Source organism: Streptomyces sp. NPDC102402, assembly GCF_044765765.1.
In the GTDB taxonomy this organism is placed as follows: Bacteria; Actinomycetota; Actinomycetes; order Streptomycetales; family Streptomycetaceae; genus Streptomyces.
In genome coordinates, this window is the sequence record NZ_JBIWKR010000011.1 from 128,997 (window position 1) to 149,823 (window position 20,827).

Annotated in this window: 19 protein-coding genes; all 19 read right to left on the reverse strand. The window is 69.8% G+C overall.

What is annotated here, in order from left to right:
• Positions 1-68: 68 nt before the first annotated feature.
• Complete coding sequence (gene atpD / locus ACIRJR_RS27565; protein ID WP_103515352.1) at positions 69-1,511, reverse strand: F0F1 ATP synthase subunit beta; 1,443 nt, start codon at positions 1,509-1,511, stop codon at positions 69-71.
• Positions 1,511-2,428, reverse strand: coding sequence for a F0F1 ATP synthase subunit gamma (locus ACIRJR_RS27570; protein WP_403785423.1), 918 nt, complete (start codon positions 2,426-2,428; stop codon positions 1,511-1,513). Before ACIRJR_RS27570 ends, atpD begins: the two co-directional genes overlap by 1 nt.
• Before the next feature lie 3 nt (positions 2,429-2,431).
• Entirely contained in the window at positions 2,432-4,003 is a 1,572-nt protein-coding gene (gene atpA / locus ACIRJR_RS27575) for a F0F1 ATP synthase subunit alpha (RefSeq protein ID WP_073745255.1), read from the reverse strand.
• A 147-nt stretch (positions 4,004-4,150) separates the two neighbouring features.
• Positions 4,151-4,966 carry a F0F1 ATP synthase subunit delta gene (locus tag ACIRJR_RS27580; protein ID WP_403785425.1) on the reverse strand — a complete coding sequence of 272 codons (816 nt, stop codon included), beginning with the start codon at positions 4,964-4,966 and terminating at the stop codon, positions 4,151-4,153.
• A complete protein-coding gene (locus ACIRJR_RS27585) occupies positions 4,963-5,502 on the reverse strand; it encodes a F0F1 ATP synthase subunit B (protein ID WP_403785427.1) in 540 nt (179 codons plus the stop codon). Before ACIRJR_RS27585 ends, ACIRJR_RS27580 begins: the two co-directional genes overlap by 4 nt.
• A gap of 42 nt (positions 5,503-5,544) precedes the next feature.
• The gene (gene atpE, locus ACIRJR_RS27590) at positions 5,545-5,790 is read right to left on the reverse strand and encodes an ATP synthase F0 subunit C (RefSeq protein WP_403785429.1); all 246 of its coding nucleotides are present in this window, start codon (positions 5,788-5,790) and stop codon (positions 5,545-5,547) included.
• A gap of 78 nt (positions 5,791-5,868) precedes the next feature.
• Positions 5,869-6,684, reverse strand: coding sequence for a F0F1 ATP synthase subunit A (atpB, locus tag ACIRJR_RS27595; protein ID WP_403785432.1), 816 nt, complete (start codon positions 6,682-6,684; stop codon positions 5,869-5,871).
• 222 nt (positions 6,685-6,906) lie between these two features.
• Positions 6,907-7,344 carry a hypothetical protein gene (locus ACIRJR_RS27600; RefSeq protein ID WP_403785434.1) on the reverse strand — a complete coding sequence of 146 codons (438 nt, stop codon included), beginning with the start codon at positions 7,342-7,344 and terminating at the stop codon, positions 6,907-6,909.
• 262 nt (positions 7,345-7,606) lie between these two features.
• Positions 7,607-8,986: an MraY family glycosyltransferase gene (locus ACIRJR_RS27605; protein WP_403785437.1), complete on the reverse strand. Its 1,380-nt coding sequence runs from the start codon at positions 8,984-8,986 to the stop codon at positions 7,607-7,609.
• Between the two features lie 93 nt (positions 8,987-9,079).
• A complete protein-coding gene (glyA, locus tag ACIRJR_RS27610; RefSeq protein ID WP_403785440.1) occupies positions 9,080-10,363 on the reverse strand; it encodes a serine hydroxymethyltransferase in 1,284 nt (427 codons plus the stop codon).
• Positions 10,364-10,500: 137 nt separating this feature from the next.
• Positions 10,501-11,142, reverse strand: coding sequence for a protein-tyrosine-phosphatase (locus tag ACIRJR_RS27615; RefSeq protein WP_403785443.1), 642 nt, complete (start codon positions 11,140-11,142; stop codon positions 10,501-10,503).
• Positions 11,139-11,786, reverse strand: a complete 648-nt coding sequence (locus ACIRJR_RS27620) for an L-threonylcarbamoyladenylate synthase (protein WP_033298365.1) — start codon at positions 11,784-11,786, stop codon at positions 11,139-11,141. Before ACIRJR_RS27620 ends, ACIRJR_RS27615 begins: the two co-directional genes overlap by 4 nt.
• Positions 11,787-11,844: 58 nt before the next feature.
• Complete coding sequence (gene prmC, locus ACIRJR_RS27625) at positions 11,845-12,690, reverse strand: peptide chain release factor N(5)-glutamine methyltransferase (RefSeq protein WP_403785446.1); 846 nt, start codon at positions 12,688-12,690, stop codon at positions 11,845-11,847.
• Positions 12,691-12,735: 45 nt separating this feature from the next.
• Positions 12,736-13,812 carry a peptide chain release factor 1 gene (gene prfA / locus ACIRJR_RS27630; protein ID WP_014154059.1) on the reverse strand — a complete coding sequence of 359 codons (1,077 nt, stop codon included), beginning with the start codon at positions 13,810-13,812 and terminating at the stop codon, positions 12,736-12,738.
• Positions 13,813-13,965: 153 nt separating this feature from the next.
• Entirely contained in the window at positions 13,966-14,190 is a 225-nt protein-coding gene (rpmE, locus tag ACIRJR_RS27635) for a 50S ribosomal protein L31 (protein ID WP_329232888.1), read from the reverse strand.
• A gap of 177 nt (positions 14,191-14,367) precedes the next feature.
• Positions 14,368-15,471, reverse strand: a complete 1,104-nt coding sequence (locus ACIRJR_RS27640) for an LCP family protein (protein ID WP_403785449.1) — start codon at positions 15,469-15,471, stop codon at positions 14,368-14,370.
• Positions 15,472-16,116: 645 nt separating this feature from the next.
• Positions 16,117-18,183: a transcription termination factor Rho gene (gene rho / locus ACIRJR_RS27645; RefSeq protein WP_403785451.1), complete on the reverse strand. Its 2,067-nt coding sequence runs from the start codon at positions 18,181-18,183 to the stop codon at positions 16,117-16,119.
• 388 nt (positions 18,184-18,571) lie between these two features.
• Positions 18,572-19,489, reverse strand: coding sequence for a homoserine kinase (gene thrB / locus ACIRJR_RS27650; RefSeq protein ID WP_403785454.1), 918 nt, complete (start codon positions 19,487-19,489; stop codon positions 18,572-18,574).
• A gap of 265 nt (positions 19,490-19,754) precedes the next feature.
• Complete coding sequence (thrC, locus tag ACIRJR_RS27655) at positions 19,755-20,825, reverse strand: threonine synthase (protein ID WP_403785457.1); 1,071 nt, start codon at positions 20,823-20,825, stop codon at positions 19,755-19,757.
• Between the last annotated feature and the right edge of the window lie 2 nt (positions 20,826-20,827).

Genomic DNA, 20,827 nt, shown 5'->3' on the forward strand with positions numbered 1-20,827 from the left:
TCGTTTCGATTCTACGGGGCGTGGTGAGGGGGGCGGGACACACCCACCCCCCTCGGTGAGCCGGAGGCTCAGGAGACGCCGAGCTCCTTGGCGTTGGCCTTGAGGTCCTCGATGCCACCGCACATGAAGAACGCCTGCTCGGGGAAGTGGTCGTACTCCCCGTCACAGATCGCGTTGAACGCGGCGATCGACTCGTCGAGCGGGACGTCCGAACCGTCCAGGCCGGTGAACTGCTTGGCGGCGTGGGTGTTCTGCGACAGGAAGCGCTCGACGCGACGGGCACGGTGGACAACGAGCTTGTCCTCCTCGCCCAGCTCGTCGATACCGAGGATCGCGATGATGTCCTGGAGGTCCTTGTACTTCTGCAGGATCCCCTTGACGCGGCTGGCCGTGTCGTAGTGGTCCTGCGCGATGTAGCGCGGGTCCAGGATGCGGGACGTGGAGTCCAGCGGGTCCACGGCCGGGTAGATGCCCTTCTCGGAGATCGGACGGGAGAGAACCGTCGTCGCGTCGAGGTGGGCGAACGTGGTGGCCGGGGCCGGGTCGGTCAGGTCGTCCGCGGGGACGTAGATCGCCTGCATCGAGGTGATCGAGTGACCACGCGTCGAGGTGATGCGCTCCTGGAGCACACCCATCTCGTCGGCCAGGGTCGGCTGGTAACCCACCGCGGACGGCATGCGGCCGAGCAGCGTGGAGACCTCGGAACCGGCCTGCGTGAAGCGGAAGATGTTGTCGATGAAGAGCAGCACGTCCTGCTTCTGCACATCGCGGAAGTACTCCGCCATGGTCAGGGCGGACAGCGCGACCCGCAGACGGGTGCCCGGCGGCTCGTCCATCTGGCCGAAGACCAGCGCGGTCTTCTCCAGGACGCCCGAGTCGGTCATCTCGTCGATGAGGTCGTTGCCCTCACGGGTGCGCTCGCCGACACCGGCGAACACCGACACACCGTCGTGCAGCTTCGCCACACGCATGATCATTTCCTGGATGAGGACCGTCTTGCCGACGCCCGCACCACCGAACAGACCGATCTTGCCGCCCTTGACGTACGGGGTCAGCAGGTCGACGACCTTCAGGCCGGTCTCGAACATCTCGGTCTTGGACTCGAGCTGGTCGAAGGCCGGGGCCTTGCGGTGGATCGGCCAGCGCTCGGTGATCTGCGCCTCGGCCTCCGGCTCGTTCAGGATCTGGCCGAGGGTGTTGAACACCTTGCCCTTGGTGATGTCACCGACGGGGACGGTGATGCCCTCGCCCGTGTTGATCACCGGGGCCTGGCGGACCACGCCGTCGGTCGGCTGCATCGAGATCGCGCGGACCATGCCGTCACCCAGGTGCTGGGCGACTTCCAGGGTCAGCGTCTTACGAGCGCCGGCCTCGGCCGGGTCGTCGACCTCGATGTGCAGGGCGTTGTAGATCTCCGGCATCGCGTCGACGGGGAACTCCACGTCGACGACCGGGCCGATGACCCGGGCGACGCGGCCCGTGGCAGCGGCCGTCTCAACTGTCGTCGTCATTACTTGTCACTCCCCGCGGACGCGTCGGCCAGCGCACCTGCACCGCCGACGATCTCGCTGATTTCCTGGGTGATTTCGGCCTGGCGGGCCGCGTTGGCAAGCCGGGAGAGGCTCTTGATCAGGTCCCCGGCGTTGTCGGTCGCCGACTTCATCGCGCGGCGGCGGGCGGCGTGCTCGGAAGCGGCGGCCTGCAGCAGTGCGTTGTAGATACGGCTCTCGACGTAGCGCGGCAGAAGGGCGTCGAGGACGTCCTCCGCCGACGGCTCGAACTCGAACAGCGGGAGGATCTCACCCTTCTCGGTGCTCTCCTCCTCAGCCTTGTCGAGCGACAGCGGCAGCATCCGTCCGTCGACCGCGTTCTGCGTCATCATCGACACGAACTCCGTGAAGACGATGTGCAGCTCGTCGACGCCGCCCTCGGCCGTGTCCTTCTGGATGGACTCGATGAGGGGCTCGGCGATCTTCTTGGCATCCGAGTACTCGGGGCTGTCGGTGAAGCCGGTCCACGACTCCGAGACCTTGCGCTCACGGAAGCCGTAGTACGCGACACCCTTGCGGCCGACGATGTAGGTGTCGACCTCCTTGCCCTCGGCAGCCAGCCGCTCCCGGAGCCGCTCCGCCGCCTTGATGGCGTTGGAGGAGTAGCCGCCGGCCAGACCGCGGTCGCTCGTGAGGAGCAGGACCGCCGCCCGGGCCGGGGACTCGGCCTCGGTGGTGAGGGGATGCTTGGTGTTCGAGCCGGTCGCGACCGCGGTCACCGCACGGGTGAGCTCGGTCGCGTACGGCATCGACGCCGCCACCTTGCGCTGCGCCTTGACGATGCGCGAGGCGGCGATCATCTCCATCGCCTTGGTGATCTTCTTGGTCGCGGTGACGGCTTGGATGCGGCGCTTGTAAACGCGAAGCTGAGCGCCCATCGATCAGCCCTCGCCCAGGAGCTTGCCGTCCGAGGTCTCGAACTGCTGCTTGAAGGCGGCGATCGCGTCGGCGATCGACTGCAGCGTGTCGTCGGACATCTTGCCGCCCTCGGCGATGCTGGTCAGGAGGTCCTTGCGCTCACGGCGCAGGAACTCGAGCAGCTCGCTCTCGAAGCGGCGGATGTCCTCGACCGGGACGTCGTCCATCTTGCCCGTGGTGCCGGCCCAGACGGAGACGACCTGCTCCTCCATCGGGAACGGGGCGTACTGCGGCTGCTTCAGCAGCTCGACCATGCGCTTACCGCGCTCCAGCGACGCCTTGGAGGCCGCGTCCAGGTCGGAACCGAAGGCGGCGAACGCCTCCAGCTCACGGAACTGGGCGAGGTCCACGCGCAGACGGCCGGAGACCTGCTTCATGGCCTTGTGCTGGGCGGAGCCACCGACTCGGGAGACCGAGATACCGACGTTGAGCGCCGGACGCTGACCCGCGTTGAACAGGTCGGACTCCAGGAAGCACTGGCCGTCGGTGATGGAGATGACGTTGGTCGGGATGAACGCCGACACGTCGTTCGCCTTGGTCTCGACGATCGGGAGGCCCGTCATCGAACCGGCGCCCATGTCGTCGGAGAGCTTGGCGCAGCGCTCCAGCAGACGCGAGTGCAGGTAGAAGACGTCGCCCGGGTAGGCCTCGCGGCCCGGCGGACGGCGCAGCAGAAGCGACACGGCGCGGTAGGCGTCGGCCTGCTTCGAGAGGTCGTCGAAGATGATGAGGACGTGCTTGCCGTCGTACATCCAGTGCTGGCCGATGGCCGAACCGGTGTACGGCGCCAGGTACTTGAAGCCGGCCGGGTCGGACGCCGGGGCGGCGACGATGGTCGTGTACTCCAGCGCGCCGGCCTCTTCGAGCGCTCCGCGCACGGAGGCGATCGTGGAGCCCTTCTGACCGATGGCGACGTAGATGCAGCGCACCTGCTTGTTCACGTCGCCCGAGCGCCAGTTGTCGCGCTGGTTGATGATCGTGTCGACGGCCAGAGCGGTCTTACCCGTCTGACGGTCGCCGATGATCAGCTGACGCTGGCCGCGGCCGATCGGCACCATGGCGTCGACGGCCTTGTAGCCGGTCTGCATCGGCTCGTGCACCGACTTGCGGACCATGACGCCAGGGGCCTGCAGCTCGAGGGCGCGACGCCCTTCGGTCGCGATCTCGCCGAGACCGTCGATCGGGTTGCCGAGCGGGTCGACGACGCGGCCGAGGTAACCCTCGCCGACGCCGACGGAGAGCACCTCACCGGTGCGCTGCACCGGCTGGCCCTCCTCGATTCCGCTGAACTCGCCGAGGACGATCGCACCGATCTCGCGCTCCTCGAGGTTGAGGGCGAGACCGAGGGTTCCGTCCTCGAACTTCAGCAGCTCGTTCGCCATGGCGGAGGGCAGACCCTCCACCTTCGCGATGCCGTCGCCGGCAACGCTGACCGTCCCGACCTCCTCGCGCGAGGCCGCGTCCGGCTGGTACGACTGGACAAAGTTATCCAGTGCGTCCCGGATCTCCTCCGGCCGGATCGTAAGCTCCGCCATCTGGGGTTCCCTGCTCTCCTTGTTGGGCCCGAAGTTTCTTAAGGGGGTCTGGGGGCGACCCCCAGGAATCTTCTGCAATTTCTGCACGGCCCAACCGGGCCGCAATTCTTGCTCGTTCAGTTGGTGCGGTGTGGGCGCTGCGCGCCGTCAGCCGGCCATCCTGCGGGTGACCTCTTCGAGGCGCTCCGCGATCGTGCCGTTGATGACCTCGTCACCGACGCGCACCGAGATCCCGCCGAGGACCTCGGGGTCCACGTCCAGGTTCAGGTGCATCTGCCGGCCGTAGATCTTCGCCAGGGCGGCGCCGAGGCGCTGCTTCTGGAGATCGGACAGCGGCACCGCCGAGGTGACGACGGCGACCTGGCGGTCCCGGCGCTCCGCGGCGAGCCTGGACAGGGAGTCGAGTCCCGCTTCCAGGCTACGTCCTCGGGGCTGCGTCACGAGGCGCGTGATCACGCGCTCCGTGACGGGCTGGGCCTTGCCGCCGAGCAGGCTGCGGAGCAGCTCGCCCTTGGCGGAGACCGTGGCCGACTTGCTGGTCAGGGCCGACCGCAGTGCCACGTCGGAAGCGACGATCCGGCCGAACCGGAACAGCTCGTCCTCGACGTCGTCGAGGACACCCGCGCGCTGGGCGGCGGTGAGGTCGGCGGTGTTCGCCAGCTCCTCGGCCGCGTCGACCAGGTCACGCGACTGCGACCAGCGGGAACGGACCATGCCGGAGACCAGGTCCACGGCTTCGCCGCCCACCTGTCCGCTCAGCAGTCGTCCGGCCAGCTCGGCCTTGGCCTCGCCACCCTGCGACGGGTCGGTGAGGACCCGGCGCAACGACACCTCGCGGTGGAGCAGCGCGGTGACGGCTGCCAGCTCCTCGGCGAGCTTCGCCGCGTCGACCGACGTGGAGTCGGTCAGTGCGTCGAGGCGCTCGCGTGCGGCGGCCAGCGCCTCGCGGCTCGCTCCGTTCATCGGACGGCCTCGGCCTTCGCCTCGAGCTCGTCGAGGAAACGGTCGACGGTGCCGCTCTGCCGGGCGTGGTCCTCGAGGGACTCGCCGACGAGCTTGCCGGCCAGGGCGGTGGCGAGGGAGCCCACGTCCTGACGCAGCGCGGACGCCGCGGCCTTGCGGTCGGCCTCGATCTGGGTGTGGCCTGCCGCGATGATCTCCTCGCGCTGCCGCTGACCTTCCGCCCTCATCTCCTGGATGATGACGGCACCCTGCTCCTGCGCCTCCTGGCGCAGACGGGCGGCCTCGTGGCGGGCCTCGGCGAGCTGAGCCTTGTACTGCTCAAGAACGCTCTGGGCCTCGGTCTGGGCCGCATCGGCCTTCTCGATACCACCTTCGATGGCCTCGCGGCGCTCTTCCAGAACCTTGTTGATGTTCGGGAGGAGCCTCTTGGCGAGGAAACCGAAGACGATGGCGAAGGCGATGAGGCCGATGATGATCTCAGGAAGCGCCGGGATCAGCGGGTTCTGTTCCTCGGACGCCAGCTGGAGGGCGTTCACATCAATGCCTTTCGTCGCTTCGGGCAGTCTGGATGCCGCGAATTAGTCGACCGGGTAGACGAAGGGCATGACGAGACCGATCAGGGCGAGCGCCTCACAGAGCACGAAGCCGAGGATCTGGTTCGAGCGGATCAGGCCGGCAGCTTCGGGCTGACGGGCCAGCGCCTGGGTGCCGTTACCGAAGATGATGCCGACGCCGACGCCGGGGCCGATGGCGGCGAGGCCGTAGCCGATGGAACCGAGGTTGCCCTGGATGTTGACGGCGGCGAGGGTCTCAAGAGCGGACATGCCGTTTCTTCCTTCTCTTTCAGAACCGGTGGGGGTTGGCCACCGGACGACTATCGGGGGGTGGTGCCGGGCTGCTGCTCAGTGCTTCTCTGCGAGAGCGCCCTGGATGTAGTTGCAGGCCAGAAGGACGAACACATAGGCCTGCAGCGCCTGGATGAACAGCTCGAAGGCGGTCATCAGGATGGTCATCACGAACGAGACACCGGCGTAGGCGATGCCGATGCCGTTCAGCAGGTACCAGCTGGCGATCGTGAAGATCAGCAGCAGCACGTGGCCGGCGAACATGTTGGCGAAGAGTCGCACGGCGTGGGTGAACGGCCGGATCAGCAGGTTCGACATGATCTCGATGAGCATGACGAACGGAAGGGCCGGGCCGATCGACGGGTCGTAGCCGGAGATGTTCTTCCAGCCGCCGATGAAGCCGTGCCGCTTGAAGGTCAGGCTGACCCAGAGGACGTACACGATCGCGGCCAGCGCCACCGGGAACCCGATGACCGAGACCACCGGGAACTGGGCGAGCGGAATGATCGCCCAGAGGTTCATGATCCAGATGAAGAAGAACAGCGAGACCATGAGGGGCACGTACTTCTTGCCCTCGCGCTTGCCGAGCGTCTCGTACACCACACCGGTGCGGATGAAGTCGTAACCCGCCTCGGCGACCATCTGGAGCTTCCCGGGCACCACCTTCGGCTTGTTGAAGGCGGCCCAGAAGAAGCCGACGACGACAACGGTGCTCAGGACCGCCAGCAGCATCGGCTTGTTGATCTCGATGCCGCCGACGGTGAACATCGGCTCGAAAACAAAGGAGTGCAGGCCAGGAGCCGGGAAGCCGCATCCGTCGAAGATGTGGCAGTCGGTCTCGAAGGCGAGCACCGTCGTCGGGTCAGCACTCACCGCGGGCTCCTTCAGCGTGGCGCATAGGTACGGCAACCTCGTTGTGTCGGCGCGGCAAGCAGCCGCTGGTCGGCACTGGACTGGTGTTACGGATGGGGGGCGGCTCAGGCATTACGCCTCGCGATGGAGCAGGCGCCGATTTTGATGCCCGCGCCCGCAGTGCCGCAGTTGGCACCGGACGATAGCAGGGTCTCGAACGCTCGCTTATCCCGGCCCTACCCCTCACGTCGAAGACCCCATGTTCTCGGGCGTCTTGCCCGCGGACGAGTCCGGCTCGACGTAAAGGATCTTTGTCTTCATGTGCACACGGATCTGGGCCGCGACCCACGCGAGCGTCGCCGCGATCAGCGAGGCGGCGAAGGCCCTCGGGTTGAACAGCGTCGTGTTCTGGAAGGCCGCCACGAAGACGAAGAGCAGCAGCAGTTCGACCGTGTAGAGCACCAGACCCATGGCCTGGAACAGGTGCGGCAGGGACTTCGCCGTGCGCTGGAGGACGCCGAGTCCGATCCCCATGAAGAGGATCACCACCAGCGTCCCGACCGCCGCGCCGATCGCCCCCTTGCCGCCGGCGAGCGCAGCGCTGACGGCGACGGCGACAGCACCGACGGCGGCAGTGGGCACGGCGGTGTGGAGGAGAGTCCGGACGTCGTTGGACGGCATGGCGGTTACTCCGCGTGGCAGGGGGTGGGCAGTGGTCGTCAGGGACGAGAGTAGGCCCGGTCCGAGTCGATGCCTCGGGCCAATGGACCGTGCTACTCAGGTCCTTCGGCTCCTCACCGGGCTTCGTGAACGGTATCACAAACTATTTGATGAGGTCTTTACTCAGAAAGTGTGCCAGCTGTCACACATGAGAGCTACATCGCCCGTGTGTGCAGAACATCACGGCATGTTGTCTGGTATGGGGAGTTCTGTGCACTGGCCGCTAACGCGGTGAATCTGCTCGGTCCCGGTTCGTGAACCGCGAGCGGGGGCCGATCGCGGTCGCGCCGTTGACGCCGGAGACCCCCACGGACACCGGGGCCCGTTCCGGCACGGGAGAGGCCATGTCCGAGCCGTCGGAGTCCTGTTGACCCCGCACGGTGACGTCCGCGGCGTCCGGCGACTCCTCGTGGTCCGCGCGCGAGCGCCTGCGGTAGCGCGGCGGCACGAAGGCCTCCGCCCAGTGCGGGGCGCGCGGGGTGAAGCGCGGCATGAGCAGCAGGATCAGGCCGACCGCGCTGAGCCCGACGATCACCAGCACGATCCAGAGCGACGCGGAGTGCACGGAGTAGCCGACGGCGCCGAAGGCGATCAGCGCGGACCAGAAGTACATGATCAGCACGGACCTGCTGTGCGAGTGCCCGATCTCCAGCAGCCGGTGGTGCAGGTGCCCCCGGTCGGCCGCGAACGGGGACTGGCCGTTCCAGGTGCGCCGCACGATCGCCAGCACGAGGTCGGCGGCCGGGATGGCGATGATCGTCAGCGGCAGGAGCAACGGGATGAAGACCGGCAGCATCGCGTGGGTCGCCTGCCGCTCGCTGCCCTCGAAGAGCTTCATCGCGTCCGGGTCGACCTGTCCCGTGACGGAGATGGCGCCCGCGGCGAGGACGAGACCGATCAGCATCGACCCGGAGTCGCCCATGAAGATCCGGGCGGGGTGCATGTTGTGCGGCAGGAAGCCGAGGCACATACCCATCAGGATCGCGGCGAAGAGCGTCGCCGGGGCGGCCGCCTCGATGCCGTACCCGTACCAGAGCCGGTAGGTGTAGAGGAAGAACGCCGCGGACGCGATGCAGACCATGCCGGCCGCGAGGCCGTCGAGTCCGTCGACGAAGTTGACCGCGTTGATGGTGATCACGACCAGGGCGACCGTGAGCAGCGTGCCCTGCCACTGCGTGAGGGCGACCGTGCCGACGCCGGGGATGGGCAGCCACAGGATCGTCAGACCCTGGATGACCATGACGGCCGCGGCGATCATCTGCCCGCCGAGCTTGATCAGCGCGTCGATCTCGAACTTGTCGTCAAGGACGCCGATCAGCCAGATCAGGGCGGCGCCGGAGAGCAGGGCCCTGGGTTCGTTGGACAGCTCGAAGACGCCGTTCAGGTTGAACAGGTGGTCCGCGACGATCAGCCCGGCGCACAGTCCGCCGAACATGGCGATGCCACCGAGCCGAGGTGTCGGTTCCCGGTGGACGTCACGCGCACGGATCGCGGGCATCGCCCCGACCGCGATGGCGAACTTCCGCACCGGTCCGGTCAGCAGATAGGTCACTGCGGCCGTGACACAGAGCGTCAGCAGGTAATCACGCACGGGCTGCCCCACAGAATTCGCCGGCCATCTCAGCCCCACACCCTAGTCTCATGAGCAAGGACACCGAGCCACGGGTGTTGGTTGCACATACCTCATCCACACCGACTACCCCGGATACGGCGGGTTGCGCTCCACCAGTCCGCGTACCTCGGCCCGCAGGCTTCCCGGGTCGCCCTCGTCGCGCACGGCCGCACCGAACAGCGAGGCGATCCGTGCCATGTCGTCCTCGTCCATGCCCTGGGTGGTGACGGCCGCGGTGCCCAGCCTGATCCCCCGCGCGTCCCCGTACGGCAGCGCGCAGGTGTCCACCACCATGCCCGCGGCCGTCAGCCGCTCCCGGGCGGTCCGCGCGTCGACTCCCAGCGGGTCGGGGTCCGCGACGACGATGTGGGTGTCCGTACCGCCCGTGGTGATCTCGAAGCCCTCCGCCTCCAGGGCGGCGGCGAGGACGCGGGCGTGGGCGACGACCCGGTGGGCGTAGACCGCGAAGGACCCGGACGCCGCCTCCCCGAAGGCGACGGCCTTCGCCGCGACGGTGTGCATCTGCGCCCCGCCCTGGGTGAAGGGGAACACCGCGCGGTCGATCCGCTCGGCGAGCTCGACGCCGCAGAGGATCATGCCGCCGCGCGGGCCGCGCAGCACCTTGTGCGTCGTGGCGCACACCACGTCGGCGTACGGCACCGGGCTGGGCGCCGCTCCCCCGGCGATCAGCCCCATCGGATGGGCGGCGTCCGCGATCAGATAGGCGCCGGTCTCGTCGGCGATGTCCCGGAACCGCGCGTAGTCCGGATGCCTGGGGTACGAGATCGACCCGCAGACGATCGCCTTGGGGCGACGGGCCCGCGCCAGGGCGCGCACCTGCGCGTAGTCGATCAGGCCGCTGTCGGGGTCCACGCCGTAGCCGGCGAACTCGAACCAGCGCCCGGAGAAGTTCCCCGGAGCACCGTGGGTGAGGTGTCCGCCGTACGGGAGTCCCATGGCCAGCACGGTGTCACCAGGGCGCAGCAGGGCGGCGTAGGCCGCCAGGACGGCGGAGGAGCCGGAGTGCGGCTGGACGTTGGCGTGCTCGGCGTCGAACAGGGACATGGCCCGCCGGACCGCGACGCGTTCGGCGGCGTCGGCCTGTTCGCAGCCGCCGTGGTGCCGGGCTCCGGGGTAGCCCTCGGCGTACTTGTTGGCGAGGGGTGAGCCGAGGGCGGCGAGGACCGCGGGTGAGGTGAAGTTCTCGGCGGCGACGAGCTGCAGGGTGCTCGACTGCCGGCCTGCCTCGGCCAGCAGGATGGAGCCGAGCTCAGGGTCCTGACGGAGCAGGGCGCCGAAGTCCTGCGGCATGACCGTGTCCGGCGTCGGCACTGGCGGCGCGGGGGCGGCTGGAGTGGTGACCGGCATCGAGGGCTCCGGGCCTGGAGGAGGGGGTGCGTGGCGTCAGATCCAATGTAGGCCCGCCCCGGGCGGCCTGCCCGCTGCCGGAGGCCCCTCTACGCCGGTCGGCGCACCGCGGGCCGGCGTGTGGGCCCTCAGGGGGTTCAGTGCGGGGCGCGTACCCCGGTCAGCGCGGTCATGACCGGGTCGAGTGCCTGGCTGATCTCGTCTCCGACGGAACGGAAGAAGGTGATCGGGGCGCCGTACGGGTCGTAGACCTCGTCCGCCTCCGCGGTGGGGGCCAGCAGCCAGCCGCGCAGGGCAGCCGCGGCACGCACCAGTGCGCGGGCGCGCTCGACGACGCCCTCCTCACGGGCGTCGGGCAGCGTCGCGGGGTCTATGGCCCGCACCAGCCGGGTGAACTCCTTGAGGGTGAAGGTCCGCAGGCCCGCGGAGTGGCCCATGGAGATCACCTGGGCGCGGTGGTCGCGGGTGGCGGTGAGGACGAGGTCCGCGCGGATCACGTGCTCGTCGAGGAGCTCGCGGCCGACGAATCCGGTGGCGTCGGCGCCGAAGTCGGCGAGGACGACCTCGGCGTTGGCCTCCATGGGAGCGCCCTCGTGCCCCCAGGTGCCCGCGCTCTCCACGATGAGGCCGCCGCTGAGCGGATCCCCGAGGCGGTCCACGAGGGCATGCCGCGTCAGCCGCTCGGTGATGGGCGAGCGGCAGACGTTGCCGGTGCTGACGTGGAGGATGCGGAAAGCATCGTGCTGCCCCGCTATGCCACGCCCCTCAGGGGCGGTCAATTGGCCACCTCGAGGTCGGGTACCACCTTGCGGAGTTCCTCGACCGAGAGCGCGCCGGCCCGGAGCAGTACGGGGATCTTGCCCGTGACGTCGACGATCGACGACGGGACGATGCCCGGGGTCGGGCCGCCGTCGAGGTAGACGGAGACGCTGTCGCCGAGCATCTCCTGGGCGGCGTCGCAGTCCTCGGGCGAGGGGTGTCCCGTGAGGTTGGCGCTGGAGACGGCCATCGGGCCGACCTCCGTGAGCAGCTCGATGGCGACCGGGTGCAGGGGCATCCGTACGGCGACCGTGCCGCGGGTGTCGCCGAGGTCCCACTGGAGCGACGGCTGGTGCCTGGCGACGAGCGTGAGGGCGCCGGGCCAGAAGGCGTCGACGAGCTCCCACGCCTGCTCGGAGAAGTCGGTGACCAGGCCGTGCAGGGTGTTCGGCGAACCGATCAGGACAGGGGTCGGCATGTTGCGGCCGCGGCCCTTGGCGTCGAGCAGGTCGGCGACGCCCTCCGAGCTGAAGGCGTCCGCGCCGATCCCGTACACGGTGTCGGTGGGCAGCACGACCAGTTCGCCGCGGCGGACGGCGGACGCGGCTTCACGCAGGCCGGTCGTACGGTCGGTCGCGTCGTTGCAGTCGTATCGCCGTGCCATCAGCCGGCCTCCTCGGACATGTGCGGGTGGGGATCGTGCGGTGCCGGTGTCCCGGTGGTCACGGCATGGCCTTGCGGGCCGTCGCGAACCGGGGGCGCTTGTTCAGGTCGGGGTGGTCGGCCGCGTCGGCCCAGCCCCGCTCCTCGGTGAAGATCCACGGCACCTGGCCGCCCTGGGTGTCGGCGTGCTCGATGACGACGAGCCCGCCGGGGCGGAGCAGACGGTGCGCGGTGCGTTCGATGCCGCGGATGGTGTCCAGGCCGTCCTCGCCGGAGAAGAGCGCCATCTGCGGGTCGTGGTCACGGGCCTCCGGCGCCACGTACTCCCACTCGGTGAGCGGGATGTAGGGCGGGTTGGAGATCACCAGGTCGACCTGGCCGTCGAGCTCGGGGAGGGCGCTCAGGGCGTCTCCGCGGTGGACGGTGACCCTGGACCCCTCGGCGTTCTTCCGGGTCCACCGCAGGGCGTCCTCGGACAGCTCCACGGCGTGCACCCGCGAGCGCGGCACCTCCTGCGCCATGGCGAGCGCGATCGCGCCCGATCCGGTGCAGAGGTCGACGATCAGGGGCTCCACGACGTCCATCGCGCGGACGGCGTCTATCGCCCAGCCCACGACCGACTCCGTCTCCGGCCGCGGCACGAAGACACCGGGGCCGACCTGGAGTTCCAGATAACGGAAGAAGGCGCGGCCGGTGATGTGCTGGAGCGGCTCGCGGTTCTCGCGGCGGGCGATCGTCTCCCAGTAGCGGGCGTCGAAGTCGGCGTCCGGCACGTGGTGCAGTTCGCCCCGCTTGACGTCGTGCACGAACGCGGCGAGTTCCTCGGCGTCGAATCGCGGTGAGGGGACACCGGCGTCGGCCAGCCGCTGGGTGGCCTGGGCCACCTCGGCGAGCAGCAGGTTCATCGCGGTTCTCCGTACGGGTTCACGAGCGGGGCGGGTCGGGTGCGGCTATGCGGCGGCGAGCTTGGCGGCGGAGTCTGCGTCGACGCAGGCCTGGATGACGGCGTCGAGATCGCCGTCGAGCACCTGGTCCAAGTTGTACGCCTTGAAGCCGACGCGGTGGTCCGAGATCCGGTTTTCCGGGAAGTTGTACGTCCGGATCTTCTCGGAGCGGTCGACGGTGCGCACCTGGCTGCGGCGTACGTCGGAGGCTTCCTGCTCGGCGGCCTCCTGCGCGGCGGCGAGCAGCCGGGAGCGCAGGATGCGCATCGCCTGCTCCTTGTTCTGGAGCTGGCTCTTCTCGTTCTGGCAGGAGGCGACGACACCGGTCGGCAGGTGTGTGATGCGGACGGCGGAGTCCGTGGTGTTGACGGACTGGCCGCCGGGGCCCGAGGAGCGGTAGACGTCGATCCGGAGGTCGTTGGCGTGGATCTCGACGTCGACCTCCTCCGCCTCGGGCGTGACGAGCACGCCTGCGGCCGAGGTGTGGATGCGGCCCTGCGACTCGGTGGAGGGCACGCGCTGCACGCGGTGCACCCCGCCCTCGTACTTCATACGCGCCCAGACGCCCTGGCCGGGCTCGGTGGCACCGTTGCCGCCCTTGGTCTTCACGGCGACCTGGACGTCCTTGTAGCCGCCGAGCTCGGACTCGGTGGAGTCGATGATCTCGGTCTTCCAGCCGACGCGCTCGGCGTAGCGCAGGTACATGCGCAGGAGGTCGCCGGCGAACAGGGCGGACTCGTCGCCGCCCGCGCCCGCCTTGATCTCCAGGAGCACGTCCTTGTCGTCGCTGGGGTCGCGCGGGACCAGGAGGAGGCGGAGCTTCTCGGTGATCTCCTCGCGCTGCTTCTCCAGGACCTTGACCTCGGCCGCGAAGTCCGGGTCGTCGGCGGCGAACTCCCGGGCGGTCCCGATGTCGTCGCCGGTCTGCTTCCAGGACCGGTAGGTGGAGACGATCGGGGTCAGCTCCGCGTAGCGCTTGTTGAGCTTGCGCGCGTTGGCCTGGTCGGCGTGGACCGACGGGTCGGCGAGCTTCTTCTCGAGATCGGCGTGCTCGCCGATCAGTTCCTCGACCGCCTCGAACATCTTCGGGCTCCTGGTTTCTGCGTCATACGTCTGCGGGCCGGACGGACGGTGTGCCTCCGGCTGGGCGCCTCAGGGCGCGGCCGGCCGCACAGCCGGAAAAAACGCCGGTCCCGGCGCCCGGTGAAGGGCGTCGGGAACCGGCGCATCGGCTCGCTACTTGCTGGCGGAGCCGGCGGCCTTGCCGAAGCGGGCCTCGAAGCGGGCCACGCGGCCGCCGGTGTCGAGGATCTTCTGCTTGCCCGTGTAGAACGGGTGGCACTCGGAGCAGACGTCGGCACGGATGGCGCCGCCGTCGAGGGTGCTCCGGGTGGTGAACGACGCACCGCAGGTGCAGCTGACCTGGGTCTCGACGTACTGGGGGTGAATGTCGCGCTTCAAGGTGTCTCCTAGTTTCGGGAGGGCTCCGGGTCGTTCGCGCGGATTGCGCGTCCGTGAACCGGGGCCGACGTACCAGTCTGCCAGGACCGGCCGTATCTCCCAAAACGAGGACCCCTCCCCGCATATTCCCGTGCGGTCCGGGGAACCCTGAGCGACCGTCCGGTGACGGACGGCGCGTTACCGCACGACCTTCCCCGCGTCGCCCTTGTCGCCGGCCGACTTCGCGGTGGCGGACTCCGGGATGTGCCTGTCCTGCTTGAGGGCGGCCCAGACCTGCTGTCCGGCCTTCTCCTGGGGCAGCACCCGGTTCGGGGCGTCCGGGTCGTACTCCACGGGCAGCGTGACCATGTCGACGTTCGACGAGCCCAGGCCCTTGAGCCCGTTGGCGAAGCCGGTGAGCTTCTTCACGGAGGCCAGCTCGGAGTCGGTGGTGACGGCCTTGGTCGCCGTGTCGGCGAGTCCGAAGAGCGTCTTCGGGTCGGAGAACACCCCGACGGTCTTCGCCTGGTCCATCAGCGCCTTGACGAACGCCTGCTGGAGCTGGATCCGGCCCAGGTCGCTGCCGTCGCCGACGCTCTCGCGCGTACGGACCAGGCCGAGGGACTGCTCCCCGCTGAGGGTGTGGGGGCCGGGCTTGAGCGCGAGGTGGCTGTTGGGGTCGTCGATCGCCTCCGAGGTGGTGATCTTCACCCCGCCGAGCTCGTCGATGAGCTTCTTGAACCCGGTGAAGTCGACCTCGACGTAGTGGTCCATGCGGATGCCGGACATCTGCTCGACGGTCTTCACGGCGCAGGCCGGGCCGCCGACGGCGTACGCCGTGTTGAACATCGCCTGCTTCTGTCCGCCGACCTGCTCGCCGGTGGTGTCGCTGGCGCAGGCGGGGCGGGCGACGAGGGTGTCCCTCGGGATGGAGACCACGCTCGCGGAGGTGTGGCCCTTGTCGACGTGGACGACCATCGCGGTGTCCGACCGTGCGGAGCCCTGGTCGGCGCCGTACTTCGAGTTCGCGCCTGAACGGGAGTCTGATCCCAGCACCAGGATGTCCTGCGAGCCGTCGTCCACGTCATGGGGACGCTCGGCACCCAGGGCGGCGTCGATGTCGACACCCTTCAGGTTCCCGTTGAGGGTGACGTAGGCGTAGCCGAGCCCGGATCCTCCGACGACCACCAGCGCGGCGGCACCCCAGAGGGCGGTCCTCTTGACGCGGCGGGCCCGCGACGGCTTCTTCCGGCGGCTGCCGGTGCCACGTATTCGGCCGGTGATCCGGCTCTGCTCGCTCATGCGCTCCCTCTTCCGCTTCTCTCTGTCACCCCCTGCCGTGGTGCACGGGCGCGGTCCGGCGTCACTCGGTGGGACGGCCGGAGCATCGAAAAGCGTTGCACAACGAGCTGAGGACGCGGTCCGGCCACGGGTGGCTCGAAAGGTGCGGTCGAGCTTTCGGAAACAGGTGCCTCACCTGGCATTTCGTGCCCGGGGCCGAATCCCCGGAGGGCGGTTTCCGGCCCTGACCGATGTGGTCAACGTCTCCGGCGCCCCGGCGTCCCCGGGGTCCCCGGGGTCTCCCGAGGTCGCGGGGCCTCCAGGGCTCCCGGGGAGGCAGCCGGGAAGCCGGATCCGGGCCGGGCCGTGCCGGCCGTCGCATGGTGCGGCTCTGTGTGAGCGGCTGCGACTCCGCGCGGCGGCTGCTGGGGGCGGGGTGGCCCTGGCTCCGGCCGCGCGCGGCGGCGGCCACGGGACGGGCGTGCGGGGCGTCAGCGCCCGGCAGGAGACCCCCGGACGCGGGCGCGCGCGGCGATTCCCCTTCCGGCCGGCTCAACTTCCGGGCGGGCCCGGCAGGTTGGCCCGCACGGACGGATGGGCCGGGAACGCGGAACTGCCCTCGCCACGAGGTGGCGAGGGCAGTTCCGTGAGACTCCTGATACGGCGTCAGTCGTTGCCGTTGCCGTTGCCCGGCGTCGTCTTCTGGATCTGGAGCAGGAACTCCGCGTTGGACTGCGTCTTCTTCATGCGGTCCAGCAGCAGTTCGATGGCCTGCTGCTGGTCGAGCGCGTGCAGCACCCGGCGCAGCTTCCAGACCACGGCCAGCTCGTCGGTGCCGAGGAGGATCTCTTCCTTACGGGTGCTGGACGCGTCGACGTCCACCGCCGGGAAGATGCGCTTGTCCGAGAGCTTCCGGTCGAGCTTGAGCTCCATGTTGCCGGTGCCCTTGAACTCCTCGAAGATCACCTCGTCCATGCGCGAGCCGGTCTCGACGAGGGCGGTCGCCAGGATGGTCAGCGAGCCGCCGTCCTCGATGTTGCGCGCGGCACCGAAGAAGCGCTTCGGCGGGTACAGCGCGGTCGAGTCGACACCACCGGACAGGATTCGGCCGGAGGCCGGCGCCGCCAGGTTGTAGGCGCGGCCCAGACGGGTGATCGAGTCCAGCAGGACGACCACGTCGTGCCCCAGCTCCACGAGGCGCTTGGCGCGCTCGATGGCGAGCTCGGCGACCGTGGTGTGGTCCTCGGCAGGACGGTCGAAGGTCGAGGAGATGACCTCGCCCTTCACCGAACGCTGCATGTCGGTGACCTCTTCCGGACGCTCGTCGACCAGGACGACCATCAGGTGGCACTCGGGGCTGTTGACCGTGATCGCGTTGGCGATGGCCTGCAGGATCATGGTCTTACCGGTCTTCGGCGGAGCCACGATCAGGCCTCGCTGGCCCTTGCCGATCGGTGCGACCAGGTCGATGATCCGGGTGGTCAGGACGTTGGAGTCGGTCTCCAGACGGAGCCTGTCCTGCGGGTACAGCGGCGTCAGCTTCTGGAACTCGGGACGACCGCGGCCGCTCTCCGGCGCCATGCCGTTGACGGAGTCGAGGCGGACCAGCGCGTTGAACTTCTCGCGGCGCTCGCCGTCCTTGGGCTGGCGCACCGCACCGGTGACGTGGTCACCCTTGCGCAGGCCGTTCTTGCGGACCTGGGCGAGCGAGACGTACACGTCGTTCGGTCCCGGCAGGTAGCCGGAGGTCCGGATGAACGCGTAGTTGTCGAGGATGTCGAGGATGCCCGCGACGGGGATCAGGACGTCGTCGTCGGCCACCTGGACGTCGGTCGCGAAGTCGTCGCGGCCGCGACGGCCACGGCGGTCGCGGTAACGGCCCCGACGGCCACGCCGGCCGCCCTCGTCGTCGTAACCGTCGTCCTGCGGGCCGCTGCTCTGCTGCTGGCCCTGGTTCTGGCCGCCGCCCTGCTGGCCCTGGCGGCGTCCGCCGCCCTGCTGGCCCTGGTCGTCGCCCTTGCCCCGGCGGTCGCGCTGGCGGTCCCGGCGGTCACCGCGGTCACCGCGGTCCTGGCGGTCCCCACGGCGGCCGTCCTGACGGTCACCGCGACGGCCCTCGGCGGTGTCCGTGGCGGACTCCGCCTTCGCGTCGGCCTTCGCCTCGCCGCGCTCGTCGGCGCGGTCCTGACGGCCCTCGGCCTTCGGCTCGGACTTCGGCTCCGCCTTCGCCTCGCCACGGGCATCAGCCTTCGGCTCGGCCTTGGTGTCGGGGCTGCCCGCCTGCGCCGTGGCCCGGCGGCGGCGGCGCTCGCCCGTGGGCTGGTCGTCGCTGGCCGGCTGACCGGGAATGTCGATCTGCTGCTGCGCGGCGGTCTGGTCGGCGGCCGGCGCGGCAGCGGTCTCGTCACCGGTGCGCGACTTGGAGGTGGCGCGCCGCTTCGGCTTGCTCGCGGTGTCCGCGGCGGCCGCGGCGGCCTTCGGTGCGGGCGCGGAGGATCCTCCGGCCTGCGCCTCCTTGATGACCTCGATCAGCTGGCTCTTGCGCATCCGCGCGGTTCCCCTGATGCCGAGGCCGGACGCGACCTGCTGCAGCTCGGCCAGGACCATGCCCTCGAGGCCGGTGCCGGAGCGGCGGCGCCGTGCGGTGGTGCCAGTGGCAGCACCTTCGGCGGACGCGGAGCTGTCGACGCTCTTGTCGGCAGTCACGCCCATCAGATCGGTGGTGTCGCTCACGAAGGGTCCTTCCCTGGAGCGGACGTCGGCCTTCTGGCTCGGCGACCGGTTGTGCTGTCCGACTGAGGTCTGTTGATCGTGTCGATCGCGGACCTTGCCGGGGCGGTGGTCCGCCGGGTACGGCGGAGAGACGAATGTGCGGGGTTCCGGCGCGAGATCCCCCTGCTCGGCCCACTCCTGGACGAGCAAGAGGGTGTCGTGCCGGTTCCGGAGCGTGCTCGAAAGCTCAGGCAGGCTGCTCAGGCAGTCGGGGAGGCTCCCGGAAGAGTGGTGGTCCCGGAGGGGGACACGAAGCAACGCGCCACGAAGACGTCGATTGCTGACTTGAGGTTAACACTACCGGCTCCAACAAACATTCCCCCTCTCATGCACCGGCAATCACGTGGGATTACGCGGCGAGCGGCAACACGCTCGCACCCGTGGCGTCGAGAGCGAGCCGGTTCGCGGCCCATCCCTCGCCCGCCAGCCGGGCGACCTTGTCGGCCGAGCCCTCATCCGTCAGCGCGAGCACGGTGGGCCCCGCACCGGAGATGACGGCGGGGACGCCGTCGGCGCGCAGCCGGTTGACCAGCTCCACGCTCTGCGGCATGGCCGGGCCCCGGTACTCCTGGTGGATCCGGTCCTCGGTGGCGGCCAGCAGCAGCTCGGGGCGCCTGGTCAGGGCCTCGACGAGCAGGGCCGCACGGCCGGCGTTGGCCGCGGCGTCCACATGGGGGACGGTGCGCGGCAGCAGGCCGCGGGCGGTCTCGGTCAGCACCGGCACGGCCGGGACGAAGACCACCGGGACCACGGAGCCGGCGGGATCCATCCGGATCGCCCTGGCCGCTCCGCCGTCCATCCAGGCGAGGGTGAATCCGCCGAGGAGGCAGGCGGCGACGTTGTCGGGGTGCCCCTCGATCTCGGTGGCCAGTTCCAGCAGCGCGGTGTCGTCGAGGCGGGCCTCGCCGCCCGTCGTCACGGCACGGGCGGCGACGATCCCGGCGCAGATGGCGGCGGACGAGGAGCCCAGGCCACGTCCGTGCGGGATGCGGTTGGCGCAGACGATCTCGAGGCCGCGGGGCTGTCCGCCGAGCAGGTCGAAGGCCGTGCGCAGCGAGCGGACGAGCAGGTGGTTCTCGTCGCGGGGAAGCGTCTCGGCGCCCTCACCCGCGATGTCGATGTGCAGCCCGGAATCGGCGACCCGGACGACGACGTCGTCGTAGAGCCCCAGAGACAGGCCGAGGGCGTCGAAACCCGGGCCCAGGTTGGCGCTGGTTGCGGGGACGCGCACCCGGACGGCGGCGGCTCGGAACGCGGGACCGGCCATCGGTTGGACGACTCTTCCTGTACGGCGGCGGGGAGGTTGTGCGGGGTACTTCGACGTGCGTGGGGTGCCGCTGCGCGGTGGGACGGGGGGCCCGGCAGGCACGACGGCTGCTGCACCGCGGCGGATGCGGCGGGGCGGGTCGGTCACAGCTTATCGAAGGAAGGTTCTGTGGCGACACAGGGCGCACGGGAGGCGCACGATGCGTGTCGCACACCTCCCATGCGCTCTCCGCCCCGAAGGGCGGCTGAGCTGCGGCAGGAGCCGGTTACGCGAGGCCCAGCCTCTCGGCGGCGGCCACGGCGTCCACCGGCACGGTGACCGGCTGCGGCGCGCCCGCGACGGCCCAGTCGGGGTCCTTGAGGCCGTTGCCGGTGACGGTGCAGACGATCTTCTGGCCGGGGTCGACCTTGCCCTCTTCGGCGGCCTTGAGCAGACCGGCCACGGAGGCCGCCGAGGCGGGCTCGACGAAGACGCCCTCCTGGGAGGCGAGCAGGCGGTAGGCCGACAAGATCTGACGGTCCGTCACGGCGTCGATGAAGCCGCCCGACTCGTCCCGCGCGTCCAGCGCGAACTGCCAGGACGCCGGGTTGCCGATGCGGATCGCCGTGGCGATGGTCGCCGGGTCCTTGACGATCTCACCGCGCACGATCGGCGCGGAGCCGGACGCCTGGAAGCCCCACATGCGCGGGGTGTGCGTGGAGACGGCGTCCCCCGCGTACTCCTTGTAGCCCTTCCAGTAGGCCGTGATGTTGCCCGCGTTGCCCACCGGCAGGACGTGGATGTCGGGGGCGTCGCCGAGCGCGTCGACGATCTCGAACGCGGCGGTCTTCTGGCCCTCGATACGGACCGGGTTGACCGAATTGACCAGCGCCACCGGGTAGTTGTCCGAGAGGCTGCGGGCCAGGGTCAGGCAGTCGTCGAAGTTGCCGTCGACCTGGAGGATCTTCGCGCCGTGGACCAGCGCCTGCCCCATCTTGCCGAGCGCGATCTTGCCCTGCGGCACGAGGACGGCGCAGACCATGCCGGCGCGCACCGCGTACGCGGCGGCGGAGGCGGAGGTGTTGCCGGTGGAGGCGCAGATGACGGCCTGCGCACCCTCCTCCTTGGCCCGGGTGATCGCCATGGTCATGCCGCGGTCCTTGAACGACCCGGTGGGGTTGGCGCCCTCGACCTTGAGGTGCACCTCGCAGCCCGTGCGCTCGGAGAGGACCTGCGCCGGGACGAGCGGCGTGCCGCCCTCACGGAGTGTGACGACCGGCGTCGTGCTCGTGACCGGGAGACGGTCCCGGTACTCCTCGATGATGCCGCGCCACTGGTGGGTGCCCTTGCTGGTCATGG